The sequence below is a fragment of the Porphyrobacter sp. MBR-155 genome (assembly GCF_040547625.1).
Classification (GTDB): domain Bacteria; phylum Pseudomonadota; class Alphaproteobacteria; order Sphingomonadales; family Sphingomonadaceae; genus Erythrobacter.
This window is the reverse complement of record NZ_JBEPQB010000006.1, coordinates 176,403-187,265: the sequence shown is the minus strand read 5'-3', so window position 1 is coordinate 187,265 and position 10,863 is coordinate 176,403. Positions and strand designations below refer to the sequence as shown.

The 10,863-nt window shown below is 64.6% G+C and carries 8 protein-coding genes; 5 read left to right on the top strand and 3 right to left on the bottom strand.

What is annotated here, in order from left to right:
• Window positions 1-16: 16 nt before the first annotated feature.
• From ABIE62_RS08635 to ABIE62_RS08620, 4 genes are all read left to right on the top strand, one after another.
• Window positions 17-1,453 carry a glutamate synthase subunit beta gene (locus ABIE62_RS08635; protein ID WP_354325221.1) on the top strand — a complete coding sequence of 479 codons (1,437 nt, stop codon included), beginning with the start codon at window positions 17-19 and terminating at the stop codon, window positions 1,451-1,453.
• A 93-nt stretch (window positions 1,454-1,546) separates the two neighbouring features.
• A complete protein-coding gene (locus ABIE62_RS08630) occupies window positions 1,547-1,921 on the top strand; it encodes a hypothetical protein (protein WP_354325220.1) in 375 nt (124 codons plus the stop codon).
• 259 nt (window positions 1,922-2,180) lie between these two features.
• The gene (locus tag ABIE62_RS08625; protein WP_354325218.1) at window positions 2,181-4,157 is read left to right on the top strand and encodes a TIR domain-containing protein; all 1,977 of its coding nucleotides are present in this window, start codon (window positions 2,181-2,183) and stop codon (window positions 4,155-4,157) included.
• 43 nt (window positions 4,158-4,200) lie between these two features.
• Window positions 4,201-4,461, top strand: a complete 261-nt coding sequence (locus tag ABIE62_RS08620; RefSeq protein ID WP_354325216.1) for a hypothetical protein — start codon at window positions 4,201-4,203, stop codon at window positions 4,459-4,461.
• Between the two features lie 44 nt (window positions 4,462-4,505).
• Here the strand turns inward: ABIE62_RS08620 and ABIE62_RS08615 are convergent, their stop codons facing one another.
• Entirely contained in the window at window positions 4,506-6,623 is a 2,118-nt protein-coding gene (locus tag ABIE62_RS08615; protein ID WP_354325316.1) for a trypsin-like serine protease, read from the bottom strand.
• A 175-nt stretch (window positions 6,624-6,798) separates the two neighbouring features.
• On the opposite strand from ABIE62_RS08615, the gene ABIE62_RS08610 reads away from it, so the two are divergent.
• Window positions 6,799-8,778: a hypothetical protein gene (locus ABIE62_RS08610; protein ID WP_354325214.1), complete on the top strand. Its 1,980-nt coding sequence runs from the start codon at window positions 6,799-6,801 to the stop codon at window positions 8,776-8,778.
• Between the two features lie 47 nt (window positions 8,779-8,825).
• On the opposite strand, the gene ABIE62_RS08605 is transcribed toward ABIE62_RS08610, so the two are convergent.
• Entirely contained in the window at window positions 8,826-9,716 is an 891-nt protein-coding gene (locus tag ABIE62_RS08605; RefSeq protein ID WP_354325212.1) for an alpha/beta fold hydrolase, read from the bottom strand.
• A 38-nt stretch (window positions 9,717-9,754) separates the two neighbouring features.
• Window positions 9,755-10,681: a TraB/GumN family protein gene (locus tag ABIE62_RS08600; RefSeq protein ID WP_354325210.1), complete on the bottom strand. Its 927-nt coding sequence runs from the start codon at window positions 10,679-10,681 to the stop codon at window positions 9,755-9,757.
• Between the last annotated feature and the right edge of the window lie 182 nt (window positions 10,682-10,863).

Sequence of the window (10,863 nt, the reverse complement as noted above, 5' to 3'; positions counted from 1 at the left end):
GGAACGAGACATTACAATGGGCAAGGAAACCGGATTTCTCGAGCTGGACCGCCGCGAGCGGGATTATCTCGATCCGCAGGAGCGGTTGAAGAACTACCGCGAATTCATCATCCAGCCGGATGAAGGCACGCTGGCGGGCCAGGCCTCGCGCTGCATGAATTGCGGGATTCCTTATTGTCACAACGGCTGTCCGGTGAACAACCTGATCCCCGACTGGAACCACCTTGTTTACGAAGCGGACTGGAAGCGCGCGCTGGCGATGCTCCATTCTACCAACAATTTTCCCGAGTTTACCGGGCGCATCTGCCCCGCCCCGTGCGAGGCGGCCTGCACGCTCAACATCGTCGATCAGCCAGTGACGATCAAATCGATCGAATGCGCAATCATCGATCGCGGGTGGAAAGAAGGCTGGGTCAGCCCGCAGGTACCCGCGCACAAGACCGGCAAATCGGTGGCGGTGGTCGGCTCCGGCCCGGCGGGGCTGGCCTGTGCGCAGCAACTCGCGCGCGCCGGGCACAGCGTCACGGTGTTCGAAAAGAACGACCGCATCGGCGGCTTGCTGCGTTACGGCATCCCCGACTTCAAGATGGAAAAGCACCTCATCAACCGGCGGTGCCAGCAGATGGAAGCCGAGGGGGTGACGTTCAAAACCTCCAAGGAAGTCGGCGTCGACATCTCGTTCAAGAGCTTGCAGGAAAACTTTGATGCAGTGGTGCTGTCCGGCGGCGCGGAAGATGCGCGCCCGCTGACCATCCCCGGCGCGGAAATGACCGGCGTGCGGCTGGCGATGGAGTTCCTGACCCAGCAGAACAAGCGCGTTGCGGGCGACGATGAGCTGCGCGCTGCCCCGCGCGGAAGCCTGCTCGCCACTGGTAAGCACGTGGTGGTGCTGGGCGGCGGTGATACCGGGAGCGACTGTGTGGGCACATCAAACCGGCAGGGCGCCGCCAGCGTCACCCAGCTGGAAATCATGCCCAAGCCCCCGGAAAAGGAAGACAAGGCGCTGACCTGGCCCGATTGGCCAATGAAACTGCGCACCTCGTCAAGCCATCAGGAAGGCGTGGAGCGCGATTGGGCGGTGCTGGCCAAACGCGTGATCGGCGACGGCGAAGCGGTGACCGGGCTGGAATGCGTCCGCGTTGAATGGGCGGGCGGCCAGATGCAGGAAATTGCGGGTAGTGAATTCACGATTCCCGCCGATCTGATCCTGCTGGCGATGGGCTTCGTCGGGCCGAAGAAGGCCGGGCTGCTCGAACAGGCAGGCGTGGCGCTCAGCCCGCGCGGCAATGTCGATGCCGATACTGATAGCTATGCCACCAGCGTTCCCGGCGTCTTCGCCTGCGGCGATATGCGGCGCGGGCAAAGCCTGGTGGTATGGGCCATCCGCGAAGGCCGCCAATGCGCACGCAGCGTCGATGAAGCGTTGATGGGGGTCAGCGAACTGCCGCGCTGATGGAACGAAGGCAGCTTTCGTGATTTGAGCACCGAAAGCTGCCTTCGGGTGCTACCCCGTTGCGGAAATCGTGGAACAAGGTAAATTCGTGCGATGACACTCATCCGCGGTTACAACCTGGTGCTGGGCGTCACGCTGTGTCTTGCTGCGCTCCTCGCAATCGGTTCAATGGCGCATGGAATGAGCCGTTACGCCGAAGAGCCGGAAGATGTTTGGCTCTTGGCCTTCTGGGCTGCATTTCTCACGCCGCTCGCAGCCTTGTGTCTCGCGAACGGACTTTGTCGCAGGTTGGCTGGCTCGATCTGGCTTAGGGCCGGCAACCTGCTCGCCGTATCGGCAATCTGGTTGTTCGTAATTATCGGACAACCCGATCCTGTCATCGTTGTTGTGAGTGCTTTAGCTGTTCTCGGGCCGCTACCTGCTTTGTTTCTGTCACAAACTCGGGCTGCTGCTGAGCAAGGCAGCTAACCACCCTTTCCTGGTCATTCCAATCAACACGGCGCGATGCCAAAATCTGCTACCATCAGTCATCCCAGCGGAAGCTGGGTTCTCACGCGGCGAGCACTGTCACTTGCGGCCCTGGGCCCCAGCTTTCGCTGGGGTGACGATGACAGCTTCTCCCCAGCCCCGGTCAATCGCCAGCGGCGGGACGCAGTAGTCGCTGATTGCTTGGCGCGGCGGTGGTTTTCGATGTATTGATAGGGAAGGGAAAAACAGGGGCGGCGCAATGGTGGGCAGGATTGACGCTGATGAGACGCGGAACGGGCAGCGCCCGTCGGTTTTCGTCAGCTATTCGCGCGTCGATCTCGACCGGTCGCGTCCGGTCATCACGCTGCTTGAGGCTGCGGGTTTCGACGTGTGGTGGGATGGCAAGCTCGAAGGCGGCGAAAACTACCTTGTCACCACTGAAACGGCACTGGAATCCGCTGATTGCGTAGTGGTGCTGTGGTCGCAACAGTCGGTTGTCTCGCACTGGGTCCGCGACGAGGCCCAGCGCGGACGCGAGCGCGGATGCCTCGTGCCGCTATCGCTCGATGGCACCATGGCACCGCTGGGCTTTCGCCAGTTCCAATTGCTTGACATCGCGGGTTGGTCGGGCGATCCGGCGGCGCAAGAAGCGCAGCGTATCCTTGCGGCGGTGCGTTCCAAGGCAGGCCAAACCGCACCCGGCCCCGCGCCCGTATCCCCGCTGGCGGCCGCGGCCATTCCCGTCAGCGGCCCTGTGCTGTCGCGGCGGGCCGCACTGATCGGCGGAACGGGACTTGCCGGAGCGGCGGCAATCACCGCAGGTTGGGCCATAGGCCTGTTCACCCCGGCTGCGGCTGGCGCGGTGTCGATGGTGGTTCTGCCCTTTTCCAATCTGACCGGAGACAAGAGCAAGGCGTGGTTTTCCGACGGCCTGTCGAATGAACTGCGCGCGGTGCTGGTTCGCAACCCGCGGCTCAAGGTCGCTGCGCCAACGTCCTCCAGCGCGATCGCGGGCGAGGACGAATTCGCCATCGGCCGCAAACTGGGCGTCGATCACATCCTGCGCGGCAGCGTGCAGCGCGATTCGGAACAGATGCGCGTTTCGGCCGAGCTGGTCGAGATCAATGGCGGGCTGGTGCGCTGGGCCGAAAGCTATGACCGCGCGGTGGAGGATGTTTTCGCGCTCCAGTCGGAAATCGCCGAAACCGTGGCCACATCGCTGGTGGCAACGGTGGCTTCGGACGATGAACTGAAGACCAGTATCGCGGCCCAGCGCGATGTCGGCGGAACCGAGAATATTGCCGCTTTCGAAGCGTTCCTGCGGGGTCATGCACTTTATGATCTGTCTGCCGGGGCAGCGACCGACCGGGCGGCGCTGATCCAGTTCGAAGCGGCGATCGCCGAAGATCCAAACTTTGCCGCAGCCCACGCCATGCGATCGACGATGCTTGCGGCGATCGCCAATAATGCCGCCAGCGATGGCGAGGAATCGCGCAAGCTGTTTTCCGATGCCATTGCCGCGGCCGAACGGTCGCTTGCGCTCGAACAGCGCCTCGCGCGGGGGCATCTCGCGCTTGGCTTTGCGCTCGCCAATGGCCAGCTCAAACCGGGAGCGGCATTGCCGCACTATCAGGCCGCCCAGCGCCTTGCTCCCGGCGATGCCGATGTGCTGCGCTCAGCGGCGAGTTTTCATGCCTATGGCACCGACCGGGCGCTCGCCGTGCGGATGATCGCGCAGGTGCTCGAACTCGATCCCCTCAATGCGCGGGCGTTCCGCACGGCCGGGTATATTGCCCTGTTTGCACGCGATTATGCTAGCGTGATCAAGCATATGCAGGGCGCGGTCGAACTCAATCCCAGCATTGCAAGCGCGCAGTTCGCCATGGCCATCGCGCGCCTGTTGCAGGGCGATGCAGCGGGCGCGCTGGTCGCTGCGAAGGCGGAGCAGGGGAAGGCCTATGCTCTCACCGCTATCGCGATTGCCTCGCACCGGGTTGGCGATGCGGCAGGTTCGGACGCGGCGCTTGCATCGCTGGTGGCCGAATACGAGGACAGCCGATACCAGCGGGCGCAGGTGCATGCGCAGCGCGGTGAGGCGGATAAGGCGCTGGCGCTTCTGGAAAAAGCCTTGAGTGCGACCGATCCGGGTCTGTTGTGGGCACCGAACGACCCGCTGCTTGATCCACTGAGGGGAGAGCGACGGTTTGATGAATTGCTTTTGCAACTAACCTCGTGATAGCTCTCTGCCGCCCATCCGGGGCAATCGAGGGGGAAATACCATGAAGAAGATCATGACTGCCGCCGTTCTGGCCGGCGCGGCGTTGGGGCTGGCTGCATGCAACGGCGAAACGACCGAGCCCGTGTCCGAAGATGTGGCCGAAGAAACCGGCACGGCCGAAGGTGATGCCGTGACTGACGAAACCACGACAGACGAAGACGCTGCGGCGCTTGAGGCGGCGGCCGCTGCTGCCGAAGGAACCGAAACCAACAGCAATCCGATCGGCCCTGCCGCGTCATCGGCGGACGGTGCCGCTGAATAAGGTTCGACTTCGTGCGGCCTGGCGTGCTGCCGGGCCGCACAAGGCTACCGTCGCCGCGCGGGCGTGCGGCCTGCCATGACGTCAGCGATCCATTCGCTTACCTTTGCCACGCGGGTGTAACGGCTGGGAACCCCGGTCGATCCGCATTTCTCGCCGGCGCTGACCACCCCGATCACCGTGGGAATGCGGCGTTCGTCGTCATAAGAGATGAGCGGGCCGCCGCTGTCTCCGTCGCAGGCTTGCGAACGGTCGGGCGCTGCCGCGCACAGCACGGCATTGAGCAGTGATCCGCGGAACTCGGTGCGCTTCGTGCAGGCCTCGGGATCTTCCAGGTGCATCCTTGCGCCGCGCAGATGATCGCTCGATTGGCCCCTGAACTCGGTCAGCCCCCAGCCATAGGTATAGACCGGCATCCCGGCATTGATCTTGCGCTGGTCGAGCGGCAGCGGATCGATCCGGATGCGGGCGATGGCATTGGTCGCCGCGCCTTTCTCTCCCGCGCGCTGGTCGAACCGGATCAGCGCAATATCAAAGGCGCGGCTCGGCTGGTGATAGCGGGGATGCGCCACGGCGCGCAGGATCGGGTAGCTGACCCCCTCGTCGGCTTGTGGGTTATAGACCCCGAGCCGGATGCGGTGCCCTGATCCGATCAAGGACTTGCCGTCCTTGTCCGTGATGCAATGGGCTGCGGTGAGCACCCAGCCCTCAGCGATCAGCGACCCGCCGCAGGCCACCCGCTGCCCGGGTGCGAGGTTTTGCCCACCCATCTGGGCCGGGCGCCACAGCAACGCCTGCCATGGCGCCTGCCCTGGCCGAAGCTGATAACCTCTGCTGACCCGGCGCACTGTATCGCAGAGGGTATCGAGATAGACCGCGCCGCGGAAATTTACCGACGAATATCGGCAAGGATCGAAGCGAGCATTCTCCGCCTCGATTGCGAGCGATTCCGCCACCCGGCGGGCCTCTTCGGCCGGGTCGGTCGGCTCGGTCGGCGGGCCAAAGCGGTCGTCCGCTGCCAGCAGCGGCGCTTCGGGATCAGACCCGGCGCGCTTGTACAATTCGTCGCAGAGTCTGGGCAGGCCGCGTTCGCACGCGTCAACAAGCAAGGCGTAGCCGCGCGCACGATCTTCCGACAGGCGGTTTTCGTCTGTCAGGCGCAGGCCGAGAGTCACGCAATCGCCCTCAATGCCGCCATTGCAGCCGATGGCATACCACTGTTCCGCCCGGGCCGCAGCTTCGGGTGAGGGGTCGATGAGCGCCATGTGCGCCGCATCGCGGCAAACCTCGCTCTCGCCCCCCTCGCACGCCATCCCAAGAAGCCCCAATCCTTCGGCCGGCGAATGCAGCGGTGACCATTCCGCAGTGTAAATCCGTCCGAGTGCGGCGCAATCGGCCATGCCCCCGTTTGCGCAACCGGCGGACAAGGCGGGCCGGTCGCGGATCTGCTGCGCTATGGTACAAAAATCGCGATCGTTCGCGCAGGCCCGGTCGAACAGGGCCTGCGCCTCGACCCGGTGTTCTGGCAGCCCGCGACCCTCGGCGAATACCGCCCTGCCGAGCGTCTGGCAGGCAAAGGCCGCCCCCGCGTTGCAGCCGCGATTGAGCGTATCGCGCAGTTCAGGCGTCAAATCCTCTGTTTTGTCAGCGTAGCGCCCGCCCAACAGGTCGCAAGACTGGACGTCCCCCGCGCGGCAATCGTTTATGCGCGATTGCAGTTCTTCGACGCGTTCGTTCTCGGAGGCGATGATGCCTGCCAGCGCGTCACAGGCCTCAGACGCGCCGAGGGTGCAGCCGCGCCGCAGCGCGATCATGCCTTCGTCCTGCGCGCCGGTATTGTCGACCATTCGCAATTGCGCGCCCAGCGCAAAGCAGCCTTCTGCCTGGCCTCCGTCGCAGGCCTGACGGAACAGCAATTCGGCCACCGGGCGATTCTGCGGCCTGCCCGCACCATCCCGGTATGCCCGGCCCAACGCGGCGCATCCGGTAAGGTCGCCCGCATCGCAGGCAGCTTCGGCCCGCGCGGCTTCGGCCTCGTCGCGTGCGCGCTCAGCTTCCGGTCGGTCCGGATCAGCGCGGTACCAACCTTCACTGCTTGACGGATAATCGTGCGGCACCTGCGCCTGCGCCGCTGCGGGAACCGCCAGCGCCAGCAACGCGCCCATCACTATCGCAATCCGTCCTATCACCGCACGCCCCCCGATTCCCCAACGGAATAATGCGCCCTCCTGCGCGTCCCGTCAAACCGTGGGCAGGCGCGCATCGCCCCTTGTAAGCGTGCAAGACTACACGTTAAGGTTGCCCCATCCGGCCTGTCCGGCAAAGAAGGACAGACCGCCTATGCCCTCATCGCCTTTTGCAGATCCCGACGCCGAATGGCAGCCGCGGCTTGCGCTGGGGGTCACCGGCCACCGCGCCACCAATCCTGCATTTTCCGCGAATAGCGCAGCGATCACGGATGCGCTGGCCAGGCTGTTCGCACGGATCGAGGGGATCGCGGCAGGCCTCCGCGGCAATCAGGGCGCGGTGCGACTGCACAGCCTGCTGGTTGACGGCACCGATCAGGTGGCTGGCGAACTGGCGCTGGCGCGCGGGTGGGAACTGGTGGTGCCGATGCCGTTCGGGGCCGATCTCAACCTTGCGATCAACGCCCATCCGACGACCCCGGCCGATGCCGCCGCGCTATGCCGCGGGCAGCCGGCCGCCGATCCGCAGGTGGAGGCGCATGCCGCTGCAATCCGGTCGATCACGGCGCGCGCGCATCTGTTCGAACTGGCCGATCGCGATGCGCAGATCGAAACGCTGTTGCTGGCGACCCTCACCAATCCGCAAGACCGCGACGCGGCCCGCTCCTATGAAGCGCTTGTTTCGGGCAATGTCGCGCTCGCCGGGCGGGTGATGATCGAACGCACCGATCTTGTGGTCGCGGTGTGGGATGGCAAGATCGCCAATCTGCCGGGCGGCACCGGCCACACGATCATCAGCGCGCTGGAAATGGGCACACCGGTGTTGCTGATTGATCCGACCGCGCCGCAAGAATGGTCGATCCTGACCCGGCCAGAGGAGCTTGGGCATCCCGAACGCAACAACGCCCCCGATGCGGTGCGACAGGCGCGGCTTGAGGCGACCATTCGCGCCGCGATGGTGGCGCAAGGTTGGCACCCGCAGGGGCCAAGGCGCGAACAGTGGCGCGCCCGCTCCAGTTTCGCCTTCAGTCTCTATCGCCTGATCGAGCGGGTGTTTGGCGAAGGCACCCTGATCCCCGGCCGGATGCGGATCGAATACGAGGCACCCGATGCCATCAGCACCGGCAGTGCAGCCGGTTTGCTGGCGGCGGCGGAGGCGGCGCCGGGCGCAGACCCTCTGCTCGTAGCCCGGCTGCGCGGAGTGTTGCTGCCCATGTTCGCCCGGGCTGATGGCATCGCCAGCCGTCTTTCCGATGCCTATCGCAGCGGCATGTGCGTCAACTTCGTGCTCGCCGCGTTGGCGGTGATCATCGGCCTAGCCTTCTACCCGTTCGGCCTTGCGGAGGTGAAATGGGTGTTTGCCTCGGCCGAACTGCTGCTGCTGGCGGGGATTCTGGTTATCACGCTTGCCGGATCGCGCCTTGGCTGGCACCGGCGCTGGTTCGAAATGCGGCGGGTTGCCGAATATCTGCGCCACGCGCCCGGCCTGCTGCTGCTCGGCGTGTCACGCCCGACGGGGCGCTGGCCACGAAAAGGCGGACGCGGGCACGAAGCCGAATGGCCCGAACATTTCGCTCGCCACGCGCTGCGTGAAGCCGGTCTGCCCCGAATCCGTCTGACCCGCGCCTATCTGCGCGCCTGCCTTGAAGGAGTAGTGCTTCCCCATGTCGCGGCCCAGCGCGCCTATCATGAGGTCAAGGCCGCGCGGCTGGAACGCGTTCACCACCGGCTTGACCGGCTGGCGGGGGCCAGCTTTCTGCTCGCGGTAATTTCGGTTCTGGCCTATCTGCTGCTCAAATTCGCGGCACTCGCGGGCGTGGCACCCACAGACTGGGCGAGCGACCTTTCGCCGCTCTTCACCTTCTTTGGCGTCGCCTTTCCAACCCTCGGCGCGAATATCGCCGGGGTGCGCTATTTCGGCGATTTCGAGCGGTTCGGAGCGATTTCGCGCGCGGCGGCAGAACGGTTGGGTGAGGTCGAAACGCGCATCGGTTTGCTGTTGTCAGGCACCGACACGGCGCTCAGCTATGAAGCCGCCGCCGAACTCCTGCACGCGGTGGATGATGCAGTGGTGGGTGAAATCGAAAGCTGGCAGGCGGTTTTCGGCGCGAAGCACCTTGCGCTTCCGGCCTGATCCCGGTCGTCCCGACTCTGCCGTATCCACCCCAATCCCCGCCGACCTCAAACACCGCGTGCGTGGGTGACGATCTCACCCGCAATCCGATCAATCAGCGGCATCGGGATATCGTGGCCCCATCCGGGGATCGTTACCAGCCGCGCGCCGGGGATGTGGCGCGCGGTATCCTCACCCGCCGCCAGCTTGACCAGCGGATCATCCTCGCCGTGCAGCACCAGTGTCGGCACCCGCACATCGGCGAGGCGCGAGCGGCGGCAGCCATCGTCGATGATCGCGGCCAGTTGGCGCGGCAGGCCTGCGGGATAGACGCTACGGCGGACATTGCGCAGCACCTTTTCGCGTTGCTGCTGCGGATCGAACGGAAAGCCGGGGCTGCCGATATTGCGCGCGATGTTGAGCCCGTGGGCCACCAGCGTTTCTTCATCCATCGCGGCCAAGGGCGCGACCAGCGCGTCCATCGCGTGCTTTTCGGCCTGTGGCAGCTTGCCATTGCCGGTGGTCGACATGATCGAGGTGAGCGAACGCAGGCGCGGGCCATGATGCACCGCCATCAGCTGCGCGATCATCCCGCCCATCGATGCGCCCACAACATGCGCGGTGTCGATCTCCAGCGCATCGAGCAGTCCGATCCCGTCATGCGCCATGTCGGTGAGGGTATAGGGAACCTTGGCAGGCCAGCCAAACTTCTTGCGCAGCACCTGCGTGGCGAGCGAGGGTGCGCGTGCGCCTTCCATCTTCTGGGAGAGGCCGATGTCGCGGTTGTCGTAACGGATCACGCGGAACCCATCGCCCACCAGCGCATCAACCAGTTCATCAGGCCACAGCGTCAATTGCGCGCCCAATCCCATCACCAACAGGATCGCCTCGTTTTCGGGTTTCCCGTGGTCTTCATAGAAGATTTCGATGCGGGTGTTCGGCGTGGTGATGGTCGGCATAGGTGACGTGGCCTCTCGCGCTTGTTGTCGTTACGCGATTACTTCCACGCCGGGCCGCTGATGTCGAGGCCTTGCGCGGAAAGCCGGTCGAGGACGCCGTCGGTCTCTGCCAGCACCCGCAGCGGCACCACCGCGAGCGTCACTCCCGGTTGCCCTTGTGCCGCAGTGATATTGTCGACCCAGATGGTGCGCAATTCGCTGCCCAACGTCTCGTCTGCCCAAGGCCAGCACTGTCCCAACGCCTGTTCCAACGGGTTCGCCATCACCGCCGGGATATCATAGCGCCGCCAGTCGCTCCCTCGCTGTTCGACAATATCGGAGCCGATTTCCAGCGCATCCATCGCCGCAGTCAGGCAGCGGATGTGCGCGGCAGGCGGCGCATCGGCGAGGTTGTCGATAATATCCTCACCGCGCAAAGTGGCGGCGCGGGTGGTGGGGACGTTCGCCTTGTCCGCCGCCTTGCTCACCACGTCCGACGCATCATCGGCGGTGTCGCGGTTAAAGCGCAATTCCTTGCGCAGCATCTCGAATGAGGTGAACAGGAAGCTCTGCCGCGCATAATCTTCCTTGTGCGCCTCACCCAGCGCCTCCAGCCGCGCCCATTGCGCGTCGTCGAGGTAATCGCTGGCGACAGTCTTTTTGGGCAGCTTGGTGAACTTTGAGCCGCTGAACATCAGCCGCAGGATATCACCCGGAGAAATCTTGGGCCGCGCGCCAAGGATCACGCGCTGCGCCTGCCCGGTTGCATCCTTTAACCGGTCAGGCTGCCACGGGGTCGTTTTCGGGATCGCCCGGATCTCACCGACGAGAATGATGGTGCCGGTGGGCGTATCAATCGTCCACATCGGCGCGCCCGAACGCTGCGCGGTGACGACGATGGAGTTTTCGCTGGGGGCGGAGTCTTGGGCGGTCGCTGCGGTGGGGATCAGGGCGGCAAGGCAAAGCAAACCCAGAAACTTCGTCATCGCGGCGCCCCTTTGAAAGATGTTGCGCGCGCTACTACCGCCGCACAGATGAACCCTGTCCGAATTCCCCTACATCCGTTCGTGCTGAGCTTGTCGAAGCACCGCATTTTCTTTCAGCCCAGGCTCTGAAGGGAAAAGCAGCCCTTCGACAAGCTCAGGGCGAACGGATTTGAAGTTTGGGG